This window comes from uncultured Ruegeria sp. (assembly GCF_947497005.1).
Taxonomy (GTDB): domain Bacteria; phylum Pseudomonadota; class Alphaproteobacteria; order Rhodobacterales; family Rhodobacteraceae; genus Ruegeria.
In genome coordinates this window covers 148,474-172,278 of sequence record NZ_CANMFF010000004.1, presented here as the reverse complement: position 1 = coordinate 172,278, position 23,805 = coordinate 148,474, and the positions used below count along the sequence as shown (strand labels likewise).

Sequence of the window (23,805 nt, the reverse complement as noted above, 5' to 3'; positions counted from 1 at the left end):
TGACATGGATCGTGCCGCAATTGTGCATGACAATTTCCTGCGCCGGGTTGCGGCGCGGGACTTTCCCGAAGGTTCTGCACCGGCAGGGCCTCTGATCGGTCATGAGGCCGTAGCGCTGTTTAGGGCGCAATGCCTGAGCCGGGCCCTGGACCGGCAAAGCCGCGCGATGCAGAAAGCAGGTCAGGGGTTCTACACGATCGGATCGTCCGGACATGAGGGAATGGCGGCTGTCGCTGCGGCCCTGCGCCCGACCGACCCGGCCTTCCTGCACTATCGCGACGCGGCGTTCCAGATTGCCCGTTCCGATCAGGTGCCCGGTCAAAGCCCGACATGGGACATTCTGCTGTCTTTTGCGTCGTCCGTGGAAGACCCGATCAGTGGCGGGCGCCATAAGGTTCTAGGGTCAAAAACGCTGTGCATTCCGCCACAAACATCGACCATTGCCAGCCATTTACCCAAGGCGGTTGGCGCGGCTTATGCTGTCGGTGCAGCACGCCGACACCGTCCAGAACATGCAGAAATGCCCGAAGACGCCATCGTCTACTGCTCGTTCGGCGATGCATCGGCCAACCACTCTACTGCACAAGGCGCATTCAACACTGCACAGTGGACGTCGTTCCAATCTGTCCCCCTGCCCCTTTTGTTCTGCTGCGAAGACAACGGAATCGGTATCTCGACCAAAACGCCGAAGGGATGGATCACGGCCACATTCTCAAACCGTCCGGGTTTGAAATACTTCTCGTGCGACGGGCTGGACATCTTTGACACATTCCGCGTCGCACAAGAGGCTGCCGCCTATGTACGCAGCCGAAAAAAGCCTGCCTTCCTACACATACGTACCGTACGCCTCTATGGTCACGCCGGGGCCGATGTGCCAACCACCTATATGCCAAAGGCCGAGGTCGAGGCCGAAGAGGCCAACGACCCCCTACTGCATTCGGTGCGTTTGCTGGATCAGTTCGGCGCAATGAGCCCTGAAATGGCACTGACCGTCTATAACGATACCTGCGCCCGGGTCGCCCGCGTGGCCGACCAGGCCATCACACGCCCTCGCCTGCAAAATGCCAAAGAGGTGATGGCCAGCCTAATCCCGCCCGCACGATCCTGTGCGCCGACTAATGGCCCAACACCAGAACGTCGGGCCGAGGTGTTCGGTGGCGACCTAAAGGCCCACGCTGAACCCCAGATCATGTCGCGGCTGATCAATTGGGCTCTGACCGATCTGATGCTGGAACATGGCGAGATCGTCATGATGGGTGAAGATGTGGGGCGCAAAGGCGGCGTTTACGGCGTGACGCAAAAGCTGCAAACACGATTTGGCCCCGACAGGATGATCGACACCTTGCTGGATGAACAATCGATTATGGGTCTGGCTATAGGCATGGCCCAGAACGGGTTCACACCAATTCCTGAAATCCAGTTTCTGGCGTACCTTCACAATGCAGAGGATCAATTGCGTGGCGAGGCGGCCACCCTGCCGTTCTTTTCGAATGGTCAATACACCAACCCGATGGTCTTGCGCGTTGCCGGGCTGGGGTATCAAAAGGGGTTTGGTGGACATTTCCACAACGACAACTCGGTCGCCGTTCTGCGCGACATTCCGGGCCTGATTCTGGCCTGCCCTTCAAACGGTGCCGACGCCGTGCGGATGCTGCGTGAATGTGTGCGTCTGGCGCGCGAAGAACAACGACTGGTGGTTTTCCTCGAACCCATCGCGCTATATCCGATGCGAGACCTCCTTGAGGCCGGAGACGGTGGTTGGATGCGTACCTATCCAGACCCATCTGAAAAGATCGGCTTCGGCGAGGTCGGTGTGGAGGGCGACGGCGACGATCTGGCCATCGTCACCTTTGGTAACGGCGTCTACCTCAGCCAACAGGCGTGCAAAGCCCTGCAAGACGACGGGATCAAAACCCGGATCGTTGACATGCGCTGGTTGTCCCCATTGCCCAAGGAAGCGCTGACTCAGGCCGCGGCCGGAGCCAAACGCATCCTGATTGTCGACGAGACCCGACATCATGGCGGCGTGGCCGAAGCTCTCATGGCGCATTTTCATGAAACTGCCGACGTGCCACTGGCCCGTATCACCGCGGAAGACAGCTTTATCGCCACCGGCCCGGCCTATGCCGCAACCATGCCATCGAAAGACAGCATCGAGGCAGCAGCACGATCCCTGATGGAGACCGGCAAATGAGTTCCGCCAAAAAGACTGCCGTTGTCATCTGCCCCGGCCGGGGTACGTATAACAAACCCGAACTGGGTGTTTTGGGTCGGCAATTCACCGACAAGACCTTATTGGCACGCTTTGATGAGATGCGGCGCGCGCAGGGTCAGGACACCCTCAGCGAGTTGGACAGCGCAAAGCGGTATTCCATTGCAAAGCATACCCGGGGCGACAATGCCTCGGCCCTGATCTATGCCGCCACATTTGGTGATTTCCGCGCCATCGATCCGGAAAAAGTCGAAGTGGTTGCGGTGACAGGGAATTCGATGGGCTGGTATTCAGCACTGGCCTGCAGCGGTGCCTTATCCGCCGAAGACGGGTTTGAGGTCGTCAATACCATGGGCACCTTGATGCAGGAATACATGATCGGCGGACAACTGGTCTACCCCTTTATGGATACTGACTGGCACCCTGATCAGACCCGTAAGGCAGAGCTGCTTGCGCTAGTGGACAGTATCAACAGCACCAAAGCAACGCTGGCCCTGTCGATTGATCTGGGCGGAATGCTGGTTCTGGCAGGCGACGACGTCGGCTTGACTGCGTTCGAAAAAGCCGTGCCGGTGGTACAGGAACGTTTCCCAATGCGATTGGCTAACCATGCAGGGTTCCATTCGCACCTTCAGGCCCCGGTGGCGGCTCAGGGCAGTGCGCACCTGAATGTTGACCTCTTTCAACAACCGGATCTGCCCGTGATCGATGGGCGCGGTCAGATCTGGTGGCCCGGCAGTTGCGACTTGAACGCGCTGTGGGATTACACACTGGGTCACCAGGTGACTGAAACCTATGATTTCACTCACGCCATCGCGCAGGCGGCGCGAGAATTCGCCCCGGATCTGTTCATTGTCACGGGCCCCGGCACCACACTGGGCGGCGCCGTCGCGCAATCCCTAATCGTTGCAAATTGGGCCGGTCTGTCAGACAAGTCCAGATTTCAATCCCACCAAAACAGCACTCCGATCCTGTTCTCGATGGGTATGGAAGACCAGCGAAAACTGGTGACGTGAAAATGCAGGCTTGCCGACCGGCCCCCTCGGGGCGGCGGCATCCGGTTATTCACCTCGAAGGGCGGCGGACGGAAAAACAACGATGTATCCGTTTGCTTCCCACAAGCCCCGGCTGTTTGTTGTTTTCTGAATGACACTATTGACGTCGGACGGCCTTGATCAGGTGCTGACCGGGGGTTTTCACAGTTGTCTACGGCTCACTCCTACCGCCACTATTGGGCTAGAGCGTGTATACGAGGGCCTGAAAGTCGGTTTTCGCTATTAAGCCCTCAGATCAAGGCGGCTCTCCTACGGCTGAGTTGGTCATAAACTCGCCACCCAGAACAGTTATATTAACCCGCCTGGTTCGACAGATCGCCAAAAACCTGCACCAGCAGCTCGAACTGCTTATGAACACGTATGACCCGTCCAGATGCGCGTGGTTTCATTCAATGCACGAAGTGCAACCTGTCGAATTCACGGCGCCAGGCAGAGACTTCGGACAGATTATGCTCGCCGTTGACGCCTCGTTTAATCAGATCAGCCAGACGCTCGGCGTTGCCTGACGTCATGCCCCACCGAACCAATTCTGGTGTACCGATCCGAAGCCCATTCATGTCGCCTTCCATCGATTCGGCGGGCAGTCCTATACCACAAGCAAGGAAACCGCATTTGCGTAGCTGCTTAGATACAGTCTGCCCTCCGCCATAGGGCGCTGCCAAAATCGCAAATTGGTGGGAATTGGTGAACCCATCCGTGCCTGCGAAGACGGGAATACCTTGTGCATCCAATGCCAAAGCCAGTGCCTTTGACATCGAGATCATCTCTTGCGCATAAGCCGCCCCATAGTCCTTCCAGTCAAGCATGGTGACCGCAAGCGCAGCTGTCTTGGCGGCGTCGAAATTGGCAGTCATCCCGGGGAATGCGATAGAATCCAGCGCCTTGGCAATCTCTGCATCATTCGAAACGATCAGACCTCCAGCCGGGCCACCCAGACTTTTGTAGGTGCTCATGGTCATGAAATGCGCCCCCTCTTTCAACGGGTTGGACCACGCACGCCCTGCAATGATGCCACACTGATGGGCGGCATCGAACATGACTTTGGCGCCGATTTCATCGGCTATGCAGCGTATCTCGGCCACTGGGTGTTCAAAAAGGTTTAAACTACCGCCAATCGTGATCAGCTTGGGTCTTTCGGTTTTTGCCAAATCGCGTAGCTGATCAAGATCGACGGTGTAGCCGTCCGCGTTGACGGGGGCCTCAACAGTTCGCAGACCAAATAGCCCAGCGCACCCAGCCAGATGGTGAGTCACATGCCCACCTATCGAAGCGGGCGGGGCAATGATCGTGTCGCCCGGTTTACAGGTCGCCATGAAGCCATAAAGGTTGGCAATCGCGCCCGAGGGCACTCGAACCTCTGCAAATTTTGCATCAAAAACCTCGGCACAAAGCTCTGCCGTGATGATTTCGATCTTTTCGATCGCTTCCAGCCCCATTTCATATTTGTCGCCGGGGTACCCCAACGAGGGTCGCGACCCGATACCTGATGACAAAAGCGCTTCGGCCTTGGGGTTCATAACGTTTGTTGCGGGGTTGAGGTTGAAACACTCCTCTTCATGAATCCGACGGTTTTCCCCTGCCAGTTGCTCAATCCGTGCCAATAGTTCAGCCGACGATGCCGATGCGGCCTTTGCAGCGATGTCCTGAACAAGGGTTTCGCAGGTGGCCGGCACCCAATCTCTATGTGCAAGTGTCATCTGACATCCTCCTGTTTTTCGCACTCTGACCGCTGTCGCGTGACATCGCAAAGTAGAATTGTTATTTCTTGGCGTAGAAAAACTAAGGCTATTGAAATGAGCGTCGCCCCCAAACGCCCTAAAGGCCCGCCTTTGAACGCCATGCGCGCCTTTGAGGCGGCGGCCCGCCACATCAGCTTTGTGGCGGCGTCAGAAGAATTGAACGTCACACCGGGCGCAATCTCTCAGCACATCAAGGCTCTGGAAGGTTGGGCAGGTACACCGCTTTTTCGTCGCAACGCCCAAGGCGTTGAACTCACGCCCGAAGGACGGTCGCTAGTCGCGGAGTTCACTGCGGCTTTTGACCAATTGGCCGATGCTGCCCGGGCGTTGCGCAACCTCAGGCCCAAGGCTGAATTTCATATCGCCGCCCTGCCTGCCGTGGCGCAGCTTTGGTTGCCAAAACGACTGCGCCGGATCAGAGCACAGCTTCCAGATGTCAATTTCTCCGTTACTGCGCTGGAAGCTCCTCCCAGCCTCTCGCGAGAGATGTTCGATCTGTCGATCTTCTTTGCAGTGCCGGATGGCTCTCCCGACCAAATTCCCATTAGCCAGGATGAGATTGTCCCAGTGTGTGCACCAACGCTTATGGGCAGGGCAGAAGGCGCAATCGGTTTTCAGGACATCCCCCTGCTACATGATCAGATTTGGAATGATGATTGGGCCATGTGGTCTCGACACACAGGATTCCATTTGCACAATGACAATAACGGCCCTCAGTTTTCGCTCTATAGCCTTGCCGTCGAAGAGGCCAAGGCTGGCGCAGGCGTGTTGATGGGACACCTGTGTTTGATCGAAGACGCTCTTGCAGTCGGGACACTCGCGGCCGTGCATACGCAAACCTGCCAGACGGGGCTTTCCCTCGCTATCGAGGTGCCACGGCAATCGCGCAGAAGAGAGGAAACGGATCAGGTCGTGGCCCTGTTGTCAGCTTGAGCGAATGCCCAACGCAGCCCAAGGGTTCGTTTTCTGTTTCGACCCGAAAAGGTTCGATCCAGGGTTTTCTGTACGATTTTCGAATTTTGTCCTCCGGAACCATCGACCTGGCTATTTCGAGCTGCTTCCGGTTTGGCAACGCAGACCTGAAACTGTTTGCCTGCTTCGCTTCTTGCAGTACCTTCGGGGACTTGCGTTTCGGCGACCTTGACGTCAAGCGTCGTCCCCCTAACGCATGAAGAAAGACCGCAGCTATGTAATGTGATCGTTGGAATATCACTCCTCTGCCAACGGCACCGCCCGCTGGTAGAGATGCCAGGTTGTGTGACCAAGGATCGGCAGGGTGAAGATCAGGCCTAGAAACGCCGGAACCAGCGACAACAGCATCGTGACCGAGATGATCGCCGCCCAACTGAGCATGATCACTGGGCTTTCCGATACGACGCGCAAGGAGGTCAGCATAGCAGAAACAAAATTGGTTTCCCGATCGAGTAGCATGGGCATGGCAATAACGGTCAGTGAGAACAGCACGGCCGACAAAAATGCACCAACACAGGTGCCAACAGCAAGAAAAGTCCAGCCCTGTGGTGTGAAAAAGACGGTATTCAGAAAACCGTCAAAATCTGAAAAGGATGCATTCTGCAGGGTGATCGCCAGCCAAATTCGAACCTGGTAAATCCACACCCAGAATATGAAAAGGGTGACAAAGGCCATCCATCCCATTTCACGCTTGCGTTGATTGGCCATAACGGCGAGGATTTCAGGCCAGCCAAAATTCTCTCCTTTCTGCAACCGGCGAGACATTTCATAAAGACCGGCAGCCGCGAAAGGCGCGACCAACGGAAAGCCTACGACAGCGGGAATGATCATCCAGATCTTGCCGAGCCAGACCAGACTCCAGACAAACAGGATACCGAAAACCGCATAGAACAGGCCGAAGAAGCCGCTCATGAATGGACGCGCCAGAAAGTCGGAAAATCCGGCCTTTAAAGACGCGGTGATATCATCCGCCGTCACCTTGTTGACCTTGGGCATGATCTGCTGCTGAGGCGTCAGATTGTCTGGCGGTTTGGAACTTGTGGTCTTGGATGTCATGACACGCTCCTCCAAAAACATGGCACCGTACCGATCCGCTATCCAACAGACCCAACGGTAAAACGGACATCCCTCCCCTTCATACAAGTCTGCATCAGGTGAGGCACATGGGCAAGGGGGTGCATGTTTGGCGAAACCATTCAAAACCCGGACACCGCGCCGGGTTTAAGATCAGCTTGATACCTTTCGTACACGATGCCGCGCAAGAATACCCGATTTCAGCAAACCCGCCAAAAGGCTCGGGCGATCTCCGAGGAGCCGAACGTTGGCCCGCGTCATGTCTCTCAGAAGTTCCTGAATATGCATTCATCTGCTGACTTTCCGAACAATCGGCCAGCTCTCCCGAGATGTAATCAGATCCGGTCTTCAGCGGGATGCTGTTTGCGCCCCTCTCATAGATAGAGTGTATCGACTGCCGGGCGGCCTTACGCACGGCGAATGTGTTTAATAACGTTCTCACCTTGGACCCGCTTAGCTGCGGTCACGCACTACGTTTTCACCTATCTCATCCCCACTCCTTTGCGAATACGACGTGCCAGAAACCGTTCCTTATCAAATTAGCCCAAACCGCCCCATTGGCGCTGACGTCAGAAAGTTCGCAACATGGCAAAAGGTGACAGGCGTGTTCTTCGTTTCCGAGTTTAGAATATTACGTTTTTCGAATGGGTCTACCTGCTGCTAAAATGGGCTCTGGACGAGTTTTTGGTATTTGTGTCGCCGGAAGATTAATTTTTCATGTTTTTATGCAGTTAGGCGCTGTATCTTGAAAAGAACGGAGCCGTGCAGAGACCCTGGAGATTTCATAATGGAATTAATCACTGAACAACTCCGCGCCTTTCCCATTATGGCTCTTTTTTTGTGCCTGGGCCTGGGTTACGGCGTCGGCAAATTCCGGATCGGCAAGTTCGAGTTGGGTGGCATCGCGGGAACCCTGCTGGTGGCGGTTTTCGTCGGCCAGGTCGGAGGTATCAATCTAAGCACGGATGTTCAGAACATCTTCTTTTCCCTCTTTATTTTTATGGTCGGTTACAATGGCGGGCCACAATTCTTTGCTGCCCTGAACCGAACTGCCCTGACTAAGCTGCTGGCCGCGTTTATGATGACGCTCTGGGGATTGTTCTTTGTCATAATCGTCGCCCGATTGGCCGGGTTGGACAAAGGGTTGGCCGCTGGGCTGGCCGCTGGCGGCCTGACGCAATCCGCCATCATTGGTACCGCCGGAAACGCCATCGATCTGCTTGGGCTGGCCACGGATGAGGCGGAAAAGCTGAAAACCAACATCGCCGTGGGATATTCGGTGACGTACATCTTCGGCTCGATCGGTCCAATATTGGCCGTCAGTGTCATCCCGATCATAATGCGTGTGGACCTACGAAAAGAGGCAATCAAATTGGCCCGGAAACTCAGTGGTGGCGAACGTCACCTGGAAGAGGGCGAATTTCTTCCTATGAACCGTTTCGACGCCCGCGCTTATCAGGTGCACAACGACGCCTCGATTGAAGGGCAATCAGTGAAAGCCATTGAGGCCACCTATGGCGGCGATCTGATCGTCGAGAAGCTACTGCACGAAGGCGCTCCAGTGGACCCGATATCTGAAACGATTATCAGCGCTGGAGACGTCATCGTTGTTTCTGGCCTTGTGACAACCCTGACCCGGTTCGAGGGTACCGCAAGTGGTGAAATTGGCGAATACTCGCCCGAACTGACAGTGGTAGAGGAACGTCGCAACGTCGTTGTCACCAATCGCAAACTGGCAGGTAAAACCCTTGCGGAACTGCGCGACGCATTGACCGCCGATCAGCGGCGCGGCGTTCATATCTCGAAGATTACCCGTATGGGTCACGATGTGCCGGTCCTGCAAAACACCGAAATTCACGCAGGCGACGAGGTCAGCATCGTGGGCCACAAAGACGACCTGAACCGTGTGGCAAAGGAGGCGGGATACGTGCCGCCCTCGGCTTCTGTCACCAATTTTGTTGCACTGGGGATCGGTGTAGCCGTTGGCTATTTGATCGGCGAGATCAGTTTCGTGATAGCCGGGACCAAAGTTGCGCTTGGCTCGGGGCTAGGTTGCCTCGTGACAGGGTTGATCATCGGGTATCTGCGTATTCGCCGACCCAAGATCGGCGGGATCAACCGTGGGGCTGCAAATTTCCTGCAAAGCTTTGGCCTTGCGGTCTTCGTCGGGGTTGTGGGCCTGAATGCTGGCAAGCCCGCCCTGGAGGCAATTCAGCAATATGGAGTTACTCTGCTTCTGCTAGGCATCTTGGTTACGCTGATGCCGATGATCGTTCAATTCCCGATAAACTATTACGTCCTGCGTATCAAAAACCCTGTCGAGGCTTGTGCGGTTGTTACTGGGTCCCGGTCCGGTAACCCGGGGTTTGCGACATTGCTGGAAAAGACGGGGAACTCAACTCCAACACCGGCATTCACCATGACCTATGCCGTAGCGAATATTTTCCTGACACTCTGGGGGCCGTTGGTTGTGGCATTTGTGCCTTAGCCTTTAACGCAAGGATTACGATCGTTGAACGCCACCAGGCCAACAACATAAAGTCATAGCCAAAACCACCGCGCATGGTTGGAGACCAGAACTATGCGGCCTCTCGAATTGCGCTAAACAGATAATCCACTTTTCTGATCGCGGCTATACACAGCCTGTGATCCACCCAGGCTCATACTCAATACCAAGGCCGCAAGGCGAGGCAGGTTGGCAAACTGAGATCGAGCCTCTCCGTTCCCATGCCTGCCCGCATCCTCTGACCCCCTCGCTTCAACCGTGCAGCGGCAATCCTTTCGAGGCACGGTAGGCCTGCACATAGCCAACGGCCACCGCCCGCACTGCGCGTCCTATCTGGCGATAGGCACTGTCATCTAAATTGGCGAACGAGACCCGCGCCGACCAGTTGGGCGCGTCAAAGCCCGATCCATTCAGCAGCACGATCCCGTGGTCCTGTGCAAGCTTGAACGAAATATCGAGCGGATGGACATTTTTCTTGATCCATTCGACCACGTCTTCGCCGACATATTTGCGCAGCCAGAACTCAAAATCGATGATGCCGTAATACTTGTCGAAAAGCGGGTTGTCGGGCACTTCAATATTCATGCCTTCTACCAACTCATCAAAACGGTGCTTCAGGATACCCCTGCAGAACTTCTGATAGCCTTTCTCTTCATCCATAAGCTCAACCAGCGAGAACAGCGTCATCATCACTTGTTGCGGCAACGACAGACCCGCTGTGTGGTTCAGCGCGACATCGCGGCTGTCGGCAACAATCCGGTCGATAAACTTGAAGGATGAAGGATCCGGCGTCAGCGTTTCGTATCGCGCATTGACGACTGCCTTAGTGTCGGTCGGAGCCTCCGCAATCATCTTGTCGAAGATGTTGTTCCGGGCCACCAAAATCGCGCCCAAACGCCAGCCAGTGCAACCAAAATACTTGGAGTAGGAATAAACCCCGATTGTGTTCTCGGGCAGATGACCCATGACCGACTGAAAGTTTGGGACAAAGGTGCCATAGACATCATCGGTCAAAATGATCAGGTCCGGACGGCGGGTTTTTACGAACTCGACCAGCCGGGTCATGACCTCGGGGCTGATTGCGACCGAAGACGGGTTGCCCGGGTTGACCAGAAACAGCGCTTTGACCTTCGGGTTGGCCAGCCTTTCGAAATCATCGTCGTTCAGTTGGAAGTGGTCCTCTTCTTTGGAAGACACATCCACAGTATTCAGTCCATAATCTTCAAGGACCGGCATTTCCAGATAAGGCGTGAATATCGGCGTACCCAAGGCAATGGTGTCGCCAGCGTTCAGCAGCCGCTGGTTCTTGAGCGCCTTGAAGATATAGCACATCGCGGCAGTTCCACCTTCAACCGCATAGACATCGAACTTTGCGTCCGGTCGGTGCCCCGCACACATCGCCCACATAACGTATTCATGGACGATCGCCTCATTGTGTTCCATGCACCGGTCCGGCATCGGATAGTGATCGCCAATGATACCGTCGGTCAGTTCAAGCACGAAATCGTCTGGCGTAAATCCAAATTTCTCAATCGCAAAATCCACGACAGCAGCCAAGGTATCCGCACCCGGGGGGCCGTTCCTCTCAACCGAGTTCGCGCAATAGGCCTTGAGCCGGTCATAACAACCCGGACCTTGCGGCATCCCGGCCAGACCGACTTGAGGTTCGTGACGATGGCGCTGTGCTTCAGTCATTGCGAACTGTCCCAACAGGAAAAAAGCCTCGCGCGCCTTGGAAGCAATCCAGTTGGGGTTCCCTCGACCTGCATTGAGGTAGGGCAGAGCCATCTGCCGTGCCTCTTTCTGAGCCAATTTGATAAGTTCGTCTTTGATCTGGAAAGGACTTAGGTTTTCGAATTTATGCAGGTTCAGAGATTCTGGCATGACATCAAACCCTTGCGTTAAAACAGTTGGAATATTAATCGGATCGTATGCAGGGCAATGTGTAAACGCAAACAATCCTCTTAGATCGGGATGGCGGGTACGTGCCCATGATCCGTTAAACTGCTACGGCCAGTTGCCATATTGCGGTGCAAATAGCCCAAGAAAGATGTCTGTAACTTTCGTCGTCGGTCTCACTGCCACAACGAAGCGGCTCAATTGCATACCGAGCAGCCAGCAGGCTGACACCTGCTGTGTCTGGTCTGCCGGTCAACTCTGAGTGTCTAAAGAAAACCGTGAAGCTAAGACGACAAGAATCCGTCGCTGGGGGGCAAGTCGCTGTATCGCCTTACAAATCATGTCGGGCGGCACAAGACATTGCCATTTTCTCTCAATAGTCTCCAACACCTTGGCCCCGCTGATTGGTGGCCACCACTTTTCGGGTTCGCAACGGCAAGCAAAACGATCCCATCCGGGCCCGATCCGATCTAGCCAGGTAAGTTAGGTCGCGACGTGCGAAACATCCTTGTCAGGCGAATAGATGTCGAGGATGTTCCAATGCCCTGTCGTTGGCGTAGGGTTGTTGATCATCGCCACGTCCAGAACTGTCGGCTTACCACTGGCGATTGCCGCCACCAACGCAGGCAACAGTTCATCAGCAGAGCCAAGCCTATGCCCTTCGGCACCATAGGCGCGCGCGATATCAGCATAGCCTGGCCCGTTTTTAGGAGCTTCAGCTGAACCCGGAAAGGTTGTTCCGTATGTCAGGCCGTAATGCGCCTTTTGGAGGCCAGCGATGGTGCCGAACGCATTGTTGTTCATGACCAGCCAGATGATAGCCAGGTCAAGCTCGACCGCCGTTGCCAGCATCGATGGGTTCTGACCAAAACCGCCATCACCAACCAAACTGACCACCACACGATCCGGGGCCGCCAGTTTTGCGCCAATCGCACCCGGCGGGCCGAAACCCATCGTAGCGAAACCACCCGGCGTGAGGATCGAGCCTGGCGTCAGGATATCGAATTGCTGTCCCACACCGTTCTTGTTCCATCCAACATCTGTCGTGATGATGGCGTCTTCCGGCAGCGCCTTGCGGGTATCTGCCAGAATACGTTCGGGCATCATCGGAAACGCTGATGAGGTCGCCATGTCGGCATTGCGCGCTTTGAAATCGGTCCTGAAATCAGCGATCTTTCTTTCCAGCGCGGGGCGCCTGAAGCCCTCCGGATACTTTTCACGTGCCACGCGGTTGAGAACACACAGCGCGGCCTTGGCATCCGCAACGACGCCGATCTCGGTCGGATAGTTCCGACCGATCTCTTGCGGTTCGATATCGATATGAATGACCTTGGAGCCGGGAATGTTAAACGTGTAGCCGGGGTACCAACTGGAGCAATCGGCCTCTTTGAACCGCGTTCCTACCGCAAAAATATAGTCCGCGTTCAGGCAAGACTGGTTGACCAACTCGGTGCCCCAAAAGCCAGTCATTCCCAGTACAAGCGGATGGTCATCCCGCAGCGCGCCCTTGCCCATCAGCGAATGCGCGACCGGCATGCCCATGTGTTCGACGAATGCGCGCAACTCTTTGCTGGCTTGCGCCAGAAGGATCCCACCTCCGACATAGGCGACCGGGTTCTCGGCTTGCGCCAACGCTTCGACAATCTCACGTGCTGTTTCATCGTCAATCGAAGGCTTCTTGAGCGCGCGCAAGTTGTCGCGGATACGGTCGAAGCTGTCCGAAGAGATCACTTCTGAGAATATGTCCATCGGCACATTGACCAGCACCGGCCCGGGCTGGCCACTTTCGGCCAGATGAAACGCCTTTTCAAGGATTTCAGCCATCAGATCAGCCCGATCCACCCGCCACGCACGTTTGACGAAGGGTCGATAGATCTCCCATTGGGCAGCGTCTGCGTGCAGATTCACTTCCTGATGCGGGTGTTTGCCGTAATAATGCGTGGGAATATCACCCGCGATCACCACCATCGGGATACAGTCCAGCGCCGCATTGGCGACCCCGGTGGCACAATTGGTCAGCCCCGGAGAGAGATGGGACAGCACCACCGAGGCCTTGCCTGTTACGCGGGCATATGCATCCGCCGCATGGCTAGCGATTTGTTCGTGCCGCACGGTGACGAAATCGATGGGGCTGTCGGCCAGCGCAGCCAGAACCGCGATGTTCGTGTGGCCGCACAAGCCGAACACATGTTTGACTTCACGGCGCTCGAGGAAGTCGACGATGTGCTCAGCAACGGTTTTGCCGTCCAGTTTCGCTCCGTCCATCACGCGACCTCCTGTCCATAGAACTCACCGAACAGGTCCGGCTCCGATGGCCGATCCTCGGGGATCGGGCGGCTGACCCAGGTGTAGTTCATCATGTGTTTCATGGTGACGTTTTCATTGGTGATGTTGCCGCCCCAGATGCCGCAGCCCAGGCTGCTGGTCATCGGCATGCCATTGGTCCAGGCGCCCGCGTTGGCCTTGGATTGAGGTTGCCGCACCATCATGCGGCTGACCGGAGCCAGGCGCGCCAACCGATCGATGTAATCGTCATTGTGGCTGTAGATGCCGCAGGAATGGCCCTTGCCCCCGGTGTTGTAAATCTGGCTGACCGTTTCCAGCGCGTCTTCGAATGTGTCGAAGTGATAAAGTGCCATCAGCGTGGTCAACTTTTCCTTGGAGAACTTATGCTGAGGCCCGATTTTCCCTTGATTTTCAACCATCAGGAATTTGCGATCTTCGGGGATAAAGAAGCCGGCGATCTTGGCTGTCTGCTGAGGCGGACAGGCGATGGTGGGGAAAGTGCGGTTGCCCTTTTCGTCCCACATGGCCGCTTCAAGCATGGCCTTTTCGTCATCCGAACAAAGATAACCGCCCTCTGATTCAAGCGCCTTGACCATGTCATCGTAAACCGAGCGCTGAATGATGATGTTGCCATCTGCCGAGCAGCCTGACCCATAGTCTGAAGTCTTTGAAACGCGCGTGTTCTGCGCCGCGATGTCCAGATCTGCTGTTTCATCGATGACGATGGACGAATTGCCCGCCCCAACGCCGTAAGCTGGGCGCCCCGAACTATAGGCCGCCTTGACCATCGGTTTGCCACCGGTGGCCAGAGTTAGGTCAGAGATCTCCATCAGATGTTGCGTCAATGGGATCGACGGTTTGCGGATCGATTGAAACAGATCCTCTGGGGCACCAGCTGCCCGACAAGCTCCACGCATGACCTCGACCATTTCAAAGGTGGTATGGGCGGTTCGTGGATGCGGGCTGAAGATGACCGCATTCCGTGCGTTTGCAGCGGAAACGCCAGTCACCGGCGGTGTCATCGCCGGATTGGTCATTGGGATTAGAGACGCGATAACGCCGGCGGGCTTGGCATATTTCACCAGCCCTTTTTCCTCGTCAACCTCGACAATACCGGTCGAAGGAGTGCGTAGAACATCGCGCAGAACCATATGGATCTTGAAGCGTTTCGCAGGACGCCCTTCGCGATCTCCGATACCGCTTTCATCGACACCCTGTTGCGCCAGACGCGTGAAGGTTTTCTCGTTCCCTGCATACCACGCAATCGCCTGAGACAGGCGGTCAAGCCGGTCCTGATCCCAGTTCTCAATCTCGGCCATGGCCGCGCGAGCACGTGCCAGCATATCGGCCGCCAATTGGCGGTCGTCTTCAGTGAGCTCTTTGCCCATGATGATCCTCTTGGTGTTGTAGAATTTCTGCACCGGGCATGCGGCGTTGGGAACGCGCTTCGCCAAATGTACGTTTTGCGTGGCTCAGACAGCGACGCGCATGTTCTTCGTACCCCAACTCCGCAACGCGGCTTTGGTTGGGTAATTCAATGGAGTAGTCGACGGGCGGCATCCGTTCGATGATGCCGGTGAAGTCAATCCAGCCTTCGCCGGGATAGAGCCGCGCATCGCGGGCCAGTTGGATCATGCCCTCTCGCGTATCGGCGATCCCGGGTAGGCAATCGGAGATATGCAGGAAGTGAAACAACTTCGAGGGGACGTGCAGAAGCTCTCCGAGATCAACGCGACTGAGGTGCAGATAAAGCGTATCGACCAGAATACCGCCATTCGGTTGATCAGAGGCGCGGACAATATCCAGGGCCTCATCCAGAGTGCGCAAGCGAGAGAAGCTTGGGAATTCCAAGTCCACTGTTAGCCCGTAGGGCGCCGCCAGTTCGCAGGTTTCAGAATAGACGTCGATCAGGAAGTCACGATCATCGCGGGTATTGGTCCACGCGCTCATGATCATGCGTTTAGCGCCCAATTCCCCACCGATCTCAAGAGAAGGCTCAAAACTGCGCGGATCGACATCTTCGGTGATGCGCGCAAGTTCGACATCAAGGACTTTCAAGCCGGTGGTAGAGAGAGCCGTTTTGGTGGCCTGCACCTGTGCCCTGTCGATTGGGGATTGAGTGAATTCACCGGGCACATGCATCGGAATGAATCGGGGGCTGACGGCATCGTAACCGGCCCGCGCGGCGATATAGACCAACTCGGGCGGCGTACAGCCAATCAGCGTCAGATGCGCCAAGGAATAAAGAGAAGGGCTTGTGCCAGCCTCTTCGGGTTTCACCATGATCGACAGCTCCACGTGTCTGCGAATCTAAAATTCATCACACGTTGTACAAAATATCTGATATTTTCAAAAATATCAACTCTGAATACTGCACAGGAAATAGAAACGGCCGGGGAAACGGCCGGAGCGTTTTCAATCTGCTCGACTATTTCGTATTAAATAGTGACCCAATCGCCGCCAGACTGGTGTGATTGTACAGAGGCATCAATGAAACGGACGCCGTCTGCGCCTTGGCTTACACTTGGATAGGCAAGCCAGTCTGATGGAGCTGTTACACCATCTCGGCGCGCAGCCACCGCCATGGCAAATTCCGTATAAAGGTTGGCCCAGGCTTCAATAATCCCTTCCGGGAAACCTCGCGCGGTTCGGATCAAGCGTTCTGCTCTGGGATCAATGCCATGCCCGTGGCCTCGGCTGATTATTCGGTCTGGTTCACCAAACCGATTGAACTTCAGCTGTTCCGAGTTCTCCAGATCCCATTCCAAACCTCCTTCACTCCCGAAAATCCGCAACCGCAATCCGCCCCGGTTACCGGGGGCAAGGCGCGTCGCCATCAAGGTTCCCGGAACCTCGTTTCGATAGCGGGTGAACATGAATACCGTGTCTTCCAGAGACTTTGGCGCGCCGCACACATGAAACTCGGCCCTCAAATCAGTCATCGGCAAGCCCGAGACGAAACTCGCAAGATGTGCGGCATGGGTGCCGATATCGCCAACACAACTTGTTGGGCCTGAGATCTTGGGGTTCAGCCGCCATTTGACATGGGGTGCCTCGGCCACATCTTCAGGGGTCATCCAGTCTTGCATGAACTCAACATGGATCTGGTTGATTTTACCGATACCCTCTTCGGCAACAATTTGTTTGGCCTGCCGGATCACTGGAAAACACGACATCGCGTATCCCACGGCAAAGACCTGCCCCGTGCGAGCGGTGATCTCCTCAAGCCCTTTGGCCTCGGCGACTTGGATAGTCAGCGGTTTGTCGCAGAGCACGTCAATGCCTGCCTCCAGAAACGCTTTGGCCGCGTCAAAATGAACGTGGTTCGGTGTGGTGATCATGACGGCGTCCACGCCGTCCGGGCGCGCCGCCTCGGCCATTGCCATTTCGTCGAACGACGCATAGCACCGGTCTGCGGGCAAGAACCATTCGGCCCCACGCACCTTGCTGCGGTCCGCGTCTGAACTGAGTGCGCCAGCAGCAACTTCCCATCGGTCCGTCATCCGGGCAGCCGTTGCTTGCGTGACAGAGATACGTCCACCGCCAACAACGCCCAGCCGCAAACGGCGAGACAGGCGAGGGAAAGGACCGTCAAAGTTCAGGTTCTCTGGCAGAAGTCGTTCAACCATTTTGAACCTCCATTTCAGGGACCCTTGCGCCTTCGGGCAATATTTCAACCGCCATGAAGATGCAGGGTGTGATCGTCTCGAATTGGTGCCAAGGATAGTTGCCTTCGGCGTCATACATCGGCTTGTGCGTCGTGCCCGGCGCCATCATTTCCTCGAGGTAAAGAGTCTCAACATCTCGCTCGCGACATTGCTGCATCTTGCCGAAGCCAACGATTTGCGTGTGCACTTCGCGAAACCCCGTAACCGGGCAGAACGGATGATCCTTGTGCAATCCGACATTCAGTGGAACCGATCCCGAGTGGTACATGGTCAGTCCGACGTCATCAACGAAGACCTTGGGCGACATGTAGTGGCTGACACCACGCAATCGCTCTTCCTGCCGGACATCAAAGGCAGATGGCCAGGTGTCTTTCACCCTTGCGAACAGCTCGGTGTCATCGCCATGGGAGTCGAATTCATGGACGATTACTGCGCGTTCCACGCCATGCAATACGCTGTTTTGCACGATTACGGACGAAAGCGGTGCAACGGTTTGATCTTCGACCGAGAGATCCCGCCCCGCAAGGTTAAGAACGATGGCGCGCCCCTTCACGGAAACTCTCGGCTCATCAGTGATGTGCTGAACGCGAAAGAAAGGTTGGGCAAAGTCGAGTATTTCAATCGGCATGGATCAACTCCTTCCTCTCATCCTCCAGGAAATTGATCGGTAGAGGTTCAGGCGCTTCACAACGGCTTTCTATTGTCTGATAGGCTCCGAATTTCGGTGCACGCTCGATGGCGTCCATCACCTCGAAAACGTGATACGCAAGCGCGCCACTTGCACGGGGTTGACGTCCCTCTTGTACGGCCAAGGCGAGGTCCAACAACCCAAGCCCCCGGCTGTCTTTATTGAACCCGTGTTTGTTGTTTGCGAGCTGCCATTCATCGCGACCGGGCGGACGAGGTTGATGAGACCAACGCGAAGTTTCACGCGTTTTCAGCCATACATCCCCCTGAAAGATGTTCGCGCCATGAACGGGATCGGGGTCGGGGATACTGATTGTTCCATCCTCGCCATAGATTTCAAAACGCGGGGTATCGCTGTCCCAGACGTCGAAACTCATTGTCATTGTGCCGATGGCACCGGAAGAGAACTGCAACAGGCTGAGGGAGTGTGTGTCGACCTCGACATCCATCCATTCCCCGTTTCGGGGGCCGTTTTCTATCATCCGCTTGTCAAAGGTCCGCCGCGCCATTCCAGCGACCCGGTCGATCGGGCCAAGACAGCAGATCATCGCCGTCAGGTAATAGGGGCCAAGATCCAGCAAGGGTCCGCCACCGGCCTTGTAGTAGAAATCCGGGTTGGGATGATGGCGTTCGGTGCCATGGGTTCCGACATGGGCAAAAACCCCTGTCGGTTTCCCGATGGCTCCTTCGTCGATCAAACGCTGAACTGTTTGCCAGCGACCACCAAGAAACGTATCGGGCGCACATCCGACAAGAAGCCCTCCTTCGGCTGCGGCATGGAGGATCGCCTTGCCGTCCGTGCGGCTCATGACCAACGGCTTTTCGGAATAGACATGTTTACCGGCCTCTAGCGCGCGCAGGCTGATCTCGGCATGCGCTGCCGGAATGGTCAGATTCAGAACACAGTCAATCGTCGGATCGTCAAACACCTCGTCCGGCCTGCAGGCTTTGGCGATGCCGTATTTATCCGCCTTGGCCCGGCTTTCCTGAGGGTCGAGGCTTGCACAAGCTACAACATCAACACTCGAAAAATTGGATAGTGTTTTTAAATAGATATCGCTGATACGACCACAGCCGATAAGGCCGACCCGGAAGGATTTCGATGTCTCACGTGTCATCATTCCTATCTACATAAAGTGGAAGGTAATTCGGTGGCATAGGCCCCTTGTTCCGACCGCCCTGACCCATCTGCTCCCAGGCGTGGGCGAGAATTCCAACCGAGCGGGACAGGCAGAACAGCCCGCGCGACAAAGGCGCGGGAAAGCCGAGTTCGCAGAAAATCACCGCTGTTGCGCCATCGATATTCATTGCAATGGGCCGACCGCCGCGTTGACGACCGAGCTCGGCTTGAACCTCTTCTCCGATATCGGCAAATCTGCCGGTCACAGTGCCCTCTTTCGCTGCATCGCGTACAAGCTGCATCAGCCTGGGGGCACGCGGATCGACGGGTTTATGAAACCGGTGTCCAAAGCCCGAGACAATCTTGCCGTAGATTTCCCGCCAGCTGTCCAGGCCATCTTGAACAGCGTGATTGAGCGGCGCGCCAGCATCCATTCGGTTTGCGATGTCAAAGTAGAGCTCGGCGCATTGCTCCCCTGCCCCACCATGCACATCCCCCAACATATTAACGGCTGTTGCCATCGCGTTGTTGAGACCAACGCCACAGGTGGCAGCCATGCGCGCAGCCGCGATAGATGGGGCCTGCGGACCATGATCCACGCCCGCAACCAGAGCCGCCTCGAACAGACGCGCTTGTGAATCGCTGGGCAGATCACCGCGAACCATTAGCCATATCATCTGTGGAAAGGAAACGTTCCCAATCAGATCTTCTATGGCATTACCGCGAAACGAGATGCGCCCGGGCTTCATGTCGATGATGGATGTACGCCACCATTGGCGCATTGCGCGCTCATCGCGTGTCATGTGTTCGTCGATCGCAGTCATTGTGTTTGCACATCTTTCGCCGGCTGGTTTTTCCGTTGCGCGGCGAGGCGTATGGGGGCGTTGCGCGCGCCGTAACCGGCATAGCCCGCCCGACGTTCAACAATCTCAAAGAAAAAGCCGTTAAAGATGGGACGGCTAAAGATTTGAAAATATTCGGCGCCCTTCGCTCGGTCATAGAGGATGTTACCCCTGCGCAGCCTTGCAATCAGGTCATCTTCCAACCCGAAAGTCGCTTGAAGATCAGCGTAATAATTTTCCGGGATATACAGGCTGGGAAAGCCGGACTTGAGCAATTGGTCTGACGTTTCAAAAATGTCGTCCGACTGGAAGGCGATGTGCTGAACACCGGCCCCAAAACCATCTTCAAGAAAGGACGCCGCCAGTGTTCGGCGCCCAACGGCCCCGTTCAGGTTCAAGCGCACTTCGCCCTCGGGGCTTTCGATGGCCTGGCTTTGCACGACGCCGGACGGGTCCGCCACGTTCACGATTGGAGACTTCGCCATGTCGAAAGTCGAGATGTAATAGAGCAACCAACTTTGCATTTCATCATGACGCATCGTCTGAGCCAGATGGTCGATACGGCGCAGACCGGCAGGCTGGGTTGCCTCGTTTTTGGCAACCGGTTCAAACTCGATATCCCATACCCGGTGCAGATCGGATTTTTCATCGATGAAATGAATAACATTGCCGCCAACGCCACGGATTGCCGGAATATCCAGTTCTCCGGTTCCCACTGATTGTGAGAAATTCGGCGCGCCCAGCGCAGTCGCCCGCTGAACCGTCTGATCCGCATCTTTGACACGTAGACCCATGTCACAAACGGAAGCGCCATGGCCCAGAAATGCCGAATGGGCAAAGCCCTCCTTTTCGGAATTCACAACGATATTTACTGCGCCCTGCCGCCACAACTCGACAGACTTGCTGGCATGTTTTCGCTCCATGCGAAAGCACAGTGCTGAAAGCATATCTACAAGTTGTGCACCACTTGTCTCGTCGGCGGTAAACTCAACGAATTCGAAGCCTGACGCGCAAACGCGGTCTGGCAAATTCGCGATACCGAAGTCTGTTTCCGGCTCGGTCCGCGATACTTCATCCAGAAGGTTCACCAGCGATCTGTAGCTGTCACGGGCCAATGTTCGGCCACCGGGTTGAGGGGCTACTTCGTTGACGCGTGCAATGGACCAGGGTCCCTTGTAGCCAGCGCGGGCCAGTACACGCACAAAGCCCGCAAGGTTCAGGGAGCCGAGCCCCGGCAGAAGCCCAAAATGTCGTTTGAGCTTGCGAATATCCATCTCAAATCGAGGTGCATCAGACAATTGCACATGAAACAGCCGCTCCCCGGGAATATCCCGAAGACAAGCGGGTTTGGTACCGTCAGCAAGTGAGAAGAACGAGTTCAAAGCCAACCCAAAATGTGGACTGTCAATCGTTTCAACGACGCGTAGCGCCTGCGCATCTGAGTGATTGAGATCAGACCACGGCAAACCCATATAGGCCAATCTCAGCCCCATGTCCTTCGCGATGTCCGTTGCCTCGCTGAGATCAGCGATCACTTGATCCTGTGTGGCGGATTCTTCCACATCAAAGGCGGACCCCACCAACAACAAATCCGTTCCCAATGCCGTCATCAGATCGAGCTTCCGTCTTAGTCGATCAAACGCGCGTTGTCGTGCGCCACCGGTTTGGCATTCGAGGTTGTGAAATGGTTGCAGCAAACAAATCTTAAGGCCGACATCTGAGGCGATTTCCCGAATTCGCGATGGAGGCCCATCAAATGCGGTTAAATCAGGTTCATGCAGTTCGACACCATCAAAACCCGCCTCGGCAATGGCACGCAGTTTGTCTGCCAGATTGCCGGGGATCGACGTTGTCGAAACCGAAAGGCACATTACCCTTGATACCCGAACATACGAGGCAACCACAGGACCAGATCAGGCATCAGCATCATGATCACCAGGGCAAAAATCAACACCGCCAGGAAGGCCCAGATCTCCGAGATGATTTCGCGCAGCGGAATGTCCGTAACGGCATTGATCACAAAGAGAAGAATGCCATAGGGCGGCGTGATCAGTCCGATCATCGAGTTCACGACGACCAGTACTCCGAAATGCACCAGATCAATCCCGAGCGCTTCGCAGGTGGGGATGAACAGGGGCACAATCACCAGGATGATCGTCGTCGCGTCCAATACGCATCCCAAAGCAAGAATTAGCAGGTTGACGAGGATCAGGAAGACAATCGGGCTGACATCCGAGCCCTCCAGCAGGGCCGAGATAGACTGTGGAATCTGTTCCTGAATGACGATGAAGTTCAGAATGAAAGCACCACCAATGACCACCCCGACGGCTGCGGAAGAGCGCGCGCTGTCGACGAAGACCTGATAGAGACCCCGGAATGACAGGGCGCGATAGAACAAGGCCGCCAGCAGCAGGGCGTAGAATGCAGCCACGGCTGCGGCCTCGGTCGGTGTGGTGACGCCTCCGTAGATGCCGTACAGCAGGATTGCGGGCATCAGCAGTGCCGGGAACGCGTTGGCGGTTTTTGCGGGCAGCTCGCGCAGCGGAACAGGTTCTTCCAGCGCAAAGTTCCGCTTTCCTGCCAGATAATAGTTCATCGCCATCAGGACGACGCCCATGATCAGGCCCGGCAAAATACCGGCCAGAAACAGAGACCCGATAGAGGCTTTCGACACCAGCGCATAAAGAACCATTGGGATTGAGGGCGGAATGATCGGGCCAATCGTCGCCGACGCTGCAGTAATCGCAGCAGCATAACCTCGGCTGTAACGGCCATCCTTGGTCATCATCTCAATGATGATTTTGCCGATCCCCGCAGCATCCGCGACAGCCGAGCCGGACATGCCCGAAAAGATCAGCGACGCCACCACGTTGACGTGCCCGAGGCCGCCCTTGAAACGCCCGACCGCAGCGACGCAGAAGTTCAGCAGACGGTCGGTGATCGACCCCGCGTTCATGATGTTGGCGGCGACGATAAACAAAGGCACGGCAAGCAGGATCGTGCTTTTGTAGAAACCTTGCAGGATCTTCTCACCCGCCAGGGCGACGTCCAATCCGGCCGTGCCCAGATACACCAACGAGGCCAATAGGATGGAATAGCCGATAGGGGTGCCGATGCCTGCCAGAAGAAAGAGAGCGAGCAGGCAGGAAAGAAGTTCAAAACTCATTTGCTTGCGTCCTCGTCGTCTTCACCATCGACGCGGGGATGATCGTCGACCACATTGTAGCCAACAACCAGCTCCAGCTCGGTCTTTGGCGGACCGTTGCGCATGACGTCGAAAAACAGCCACCCATAGCGCGCTGCTACGACCAGCATGAAGACCGCATAGATCGAAAACACGGTGCGCAGCGGAATCTTCTCGCCTGAAAACGGATTGCGAACTGTCGCTGTCTTGCGGATTTTCATCCAGTCGATGTAGTCCCATGTCGGCAAGAAGCTGTAGAGCATCCCAATCACGATCGCTGCGGCCGCCAGCATCGCAAAGATCTGACGCACGCGCATCGGGACCGACAGGTAGATGATGTCGAATTTCACATGATCCCGCTCGCGCACGATGAAAGCGCAGCTAAAGAAGATCACCCAGACCCACAGGATACCGATCAGTTCAAGCGTCCAACCAGCGGGAGTGAAAAAGTACCGCAAGAGAATTTGCAGAAGGAAGATCAGGAAGATTGCCGCCAGCATCCCGCCGGCAATCGCTTCGGTCAGTCGGGAGAACCCCTTTAGAAAGCCTTTCATTGTGGTC

Annotated in this window: 17 protein-coding genes; 4 read left to right on the top strand and 13 right to left on the bottom strand. The window is 55.8% G+C overall.

Translation table 11 applies throughout. The annotated features are described in order from the left end of the window. Nucleotides 1–4: 4 nt before the first annotated feature. Together Q0816_RS07505 and Q0816_RS07500 are read left to right on the top strand one after the other, a co-directional pair. The gene (locus Q0816_RS07505; protein ID WP_298849121.1) at nt 5–2,194 is read left to right on the top strand and encodes a thiamine pyrophosphate-dependent enzyme; all 2,190 of its coding nucleotides are present in this window, start codon (nt 5–7) and stop codon (nt 2,192–2,194) included. Further along, nucleotides 2,191–3,228 (top strand): ACP S-malonyltransferase, encoded by a 1,038-nt coding sequence (locus Q0816_RS07500; protein WP_298849120.1) that lies wholly within the window; start codon nt 2,191–2,193, stop codon nt 3,226–3,228. Before Q0816_RS07505 ends, Q0816_RS07500 begins: the two co-directional genes overlap by 4 nt. A gap of 428 nt (nt 3,229–3,656) precedes the next feature. Here Q0816_RS07500 and glyA read toward each other — a convergent pair whose 3' ends face one another. After that, a complete protein-coding gene (glyA, locus tag Q0816_RS07495) occupies nt 3,657–4,964 on the bottom strand; it encodes an aminotransferase class I/II-fold pyridoxal phosphate-dependent enzyme (protein ID WP_298849119.1) in 1,308 nt (435 codons plus the stop codon). 96 nt (nt 4,965–5,060) lie between these two features. Here glyA and Q0816_RS07490 point away from each other — a divergent pair, with 96 nt between their 5' ends. Further along, the gene (locus tag Q0816_RS07490; RefSeq protein WP_298849118.1) at nt 5,061–5,939 is read left to right on the top strand and encodes a LysR family transcriptional regulator; all 879 of its coding nucleotides are present in this window, start codon (nt 5,061–5,063) and stop codon (nt 5,937–5,939) included. Between the two features lie 276 nt (nt 5,940–6,215). Here Q0816_RS07490 and Q0816_RS07485 read toward each other — a convergent pair whose 3' ends face one another. Then, entirely contained in the window at nt 6,216–7,034 is an 819-nt protein-coding gene (locus tag Q0816_RS07485; protein WP_298849117.1) for a DUF2189 domain-containing protein, read from the bottom strand. An 805-nt stretch (nt 7,035–7,839) separates the two neighbouring features. On the opposite strand from Q0816_RS07485, the gene aspT reads away from it, so the two are divergent. Next, entirely contained in the window at nt 7,840–9,540 is a 1,701-nt protein-coding gene (gene aspT / locus Q0816_RS07480) for an aspartate-alanine antiporter (RefSeq protein WP_298849116.1), read from the top strand. 270 nt (nt 9,541–9,810) lie between these two features. Here aspT and Q0816_RS07475 read toward each other — a convergent pair whose 3' ends face one another. From Q0816_RS07475 to Q0816_RS07425, 11 genes are all read right to left on the bottom strand, one after another. Beyond that, nucleotides 9,811–11,442 (bottom strand): bifunctional aspartate transaminase/aspartate 4-decarboxylase, encoded by a 1,632-nt coding sequence (locus tag Q0816_RS07475; protein ID WP_298849115.1) that lies wholly within the window; start codon nt 11,440–11,442, stop codon nt 9,811–9,813. A gap of 498 nt (nt 11,443–11,940) precedes the next feature. Beyond that, nucleotides 11,941–13,722, bottom strand: coding sequence for a thiamine pyrophosphate-binding protein (locus Q0816_RS07470; protein ID WP_298849114.1), 1,782 nt, complete (start codon nt 13,720–13,722; stop codon nt 11,941–11,943). Then, nucleotides 13,722–15,131, bottom strand: coding sequence for an aldehyde dehydrogenase family protein (locus Q0816_RS07465; RefSeq protein WP_298849113.1), 1,410 nt, complete (start codon nt 15,129–15,131; stop codon nt 13,722–13,724). Before Q0816_RS07465 ends, Q0816_RS07470 begins: the two co-directional genes overlap by 1 nt. After that, nucleotides 15,112–16,026: a sugar phosphate isomerase/epimerase gene (locus tag Q0816_RS07460; RefSeq protein ID WP_298849112.1), complete on the bottom strand. Its 915-nt coding sequence runs from the start codon at nt 16,024–16,026 to the stop codon at nt 15,112–15,114. The genes Q0816_RS07465 and Q0816_RS07460 overlap by 20 nt, the downstream gene beginning before the upstream one ends. 155 nt (nt 16,027–16,181) lie before the next feature. Then, nucleotides 16,182–17,372, bottom strand: coding sequence for a Gfo/Idh/MocA family oxidoreductase (locus tag Q0816_RS07455; RefSeq protein ID WP_298849111.1), 1,191 nt, complete (start codon nt 17,370–17,372; stop codon nt 16,182–16,184). Then, a complete protein-coding gene (locus Q0816_RS07450) occupies nt 17,365–18,039 on the bottom strand; it encodes a hypothetical protein (protein ID WP_298849110.1) in 675 nt (224 codons plus the stop codon). The genes Q0816_RS07455 and Q0816_RS07450 overlap by 8 nt, the downstream gene beginning before the upstream one ends. Beyond that, nucleotides 18,029–19,216, bottom strand: a complete 1,188-nt coding sequence (locus Q0816_RS07445) for a Gfo/Idh/MocA family oxidoreductase (protein ID WP_298849109.1) — start codon at nt 19,214–19,216, stop codon at nt 18,029–18,031. The genes Q0816_RS07450 and Q0816_RS07445 overlap by 11 nt, the downstream gene beginning before the upstream one ends. Then, nucleotides 19,206–20,042 carry a citryl-CoA lyase gene (locus tag Q0816_RS07440; RefSeq protein WP_298849108.1) on the bottom strand — a complete coding sequence of 279 codons (837 nt, stop codon included), beginning with the start codon at nt 20,040–20,042 and terminating at the stop codon, nt 19,206–19,208. Before Q0816_RS07440 ends, Q0816_RS07445 begins: the two co-directional genes overlap by 11 nt. Beyond that, nucleotides 20,039–21,931: a sugar phosphate isomerase/epimerase and 4-hydroxyphenylpyruvate domain-containing protein gene (locus Q0816_RS07435; RefSeq protein ID WP_298849107.1), complete on the bottom strand. Its 1,893-nt coding sequence runs from the start codon at nt 21,929–21,931 to the stop codon at nt 20,039–20,041. The genes Q0816_RS07440 and Q0816_RS07435 overlap by 4 nt, the downstream gene beginning before the upstream one ends. Then, nucleotides 21,931–23,226, bottom strand: a complete 1,296-nt coding sequence (locus Q0816_RS07430) for a TRAP transporter large permease (protein WP_298849106.1) — start codon at nt 23,224–23,226, stop codon at nt 21,931–21,933. Before Q0816_RS07430 ends, Q0816_RS07435 begins: the two co-directional genes overlap by 1 nt. Next, nucleotides 23,223–23,798 carry a TRAP transporter small permease gene (locus tag Q0816_RS07425; RefSeq protein ID WP_298849105.1) on the bottom strand — a complete coding sequence of 192 codons (576 nt, stop codon included), beginning with the start codon at nt 23,796–23,798 and terminating at the stop codon, nt 23,223–23,225. Before Q0816_RS07425 ends, Q0816_RS07430 begins: the two co-directional genes overlap by 4 nt. Between the last annotated feature and the right edge of the window lie 7 nt (nt 23,799–23,805).